Below are 912 nucleotides of genomic sequence, written 5' to 3' on the forward strand. Positions count from 1 at the left end.
CACCACAACATTCTTGAAGAGGATCTACCCAGTCAGTCAGATCGAGAGAGAGACAGGCTGCGGATCGAGAAGGCCATTACGGAATACTTCAATCGCGGAGGGTCCATCCAACGAGTGGAAGCCGATCAGCGTGTGAATGACCCTTCGTTCATCATCAATGCTGAAAAAACGGCCCTGTTGAAGGCTGGTACTGAGTCTCAGAAGCAGAAAAAAGCAAATGCGCTCAGCGATACCGAGCTGGCACGCTTGCTTAGAGCTCACTGCACTGCCGGTTCATCACTCTTTTCAGCAGCTGCGTCGCTCAATCAAACGCGTAAGCGTTGTGAAGCCATAGCTCGCCGCTACCAGATCCCCTTTCGCTCGGCTGCTTTCGGCAATGCGAGGGCACGATCATGAGCAATATGCCTGCATCTATTCGAGGCGCAAAAAAATCTCTGCAGGCGTTGGCTGACTTCGCCATTTCGCAGGGATGGGCGGTGCATCGCACTCACGGTGGCCACGTCAAGTTCACCAAAGGTGGATGTTCGCCCATTTTCACCTCTTTCACACCCAGCGACCACAGGGCCGGCCTCAATGCTCGCGCTCAACTGCGCCGCGCACCCCCCCTCAGCCATGATGGAGAACGCCATGTTGAATAGCGAAACCGTGAATATCCGTGACGACGACAAAGACGAAAAGTTTGTTGTTCGTTTCCCGATGGGAATGAGAGCTCGGCTATCGATGGCAGCCAAAGCCAGTCATCGCTCCATGAATAGCGAATGCGTACACCGCATCGACTGCAGCCTGAAGCAAGAGCAGGAGATCGCAAGGCTCAAGGCCGTGATCGATGTGTTGCTCAACGGCGGGACGCCAGCGAGCAATGTCGTTCAACTCTCTGAGGCGGGCCAATAATCATGGCGAGCAAACTCACTG

Annotated in this window: 3 protein-coding genes; all 3 read left to right on the forward strand. The window is 54.6% G+C overall.

The annotated features are described in order from the left end of the window. Window positions 1-396: hypothetical protein (locus tag ABJ99_RS28550; RefSeq protein WP_195842892.1), on the forward strand; the 396-nt coding region annotated here is incomplete at its 5' end. Then, on the forward strand, window positions 393-638 hold the full coding sequence (locus ABJ99_RS28905) for a hypothetical protein (protein WP_080377945.1): 246 nt from the start codon (window positions 393-395) through the stop codon (window positions 636-638). The genes ABJ99_RS28550 and ABJ99_RS28905, both read left to right, overlap by 4 nt. Beyond that, window positions 628-891, forward strand: coding sequence for an Arc family DNA-binding protein (locus tag ABJ99_RS00010; protein WP_122376880.1), 264 nt, complete (start codon window positions 628-630; stop codon window positions 889-891). The genes ABJ99_RS28905 and ABJ99_RS00010 overlap by 11 nt, the downstream gene beginning before the upstream one ends. The last annotated feature ends 21 nt before the right edge of the window (window positions 892-912 follow it).

The sequence above is a fragment of the Pseudomonas syringae pv. cilantro genome, assembly GCF_001293775.1.
GTDB classification, from domain to species: Bacteria; Pseudomonadota; Gammaproteobacteria; order Pseudomonadales; family Pseudomonadaceae; genus Aquipseudomonas; species Aquipseudomonas syringae_P.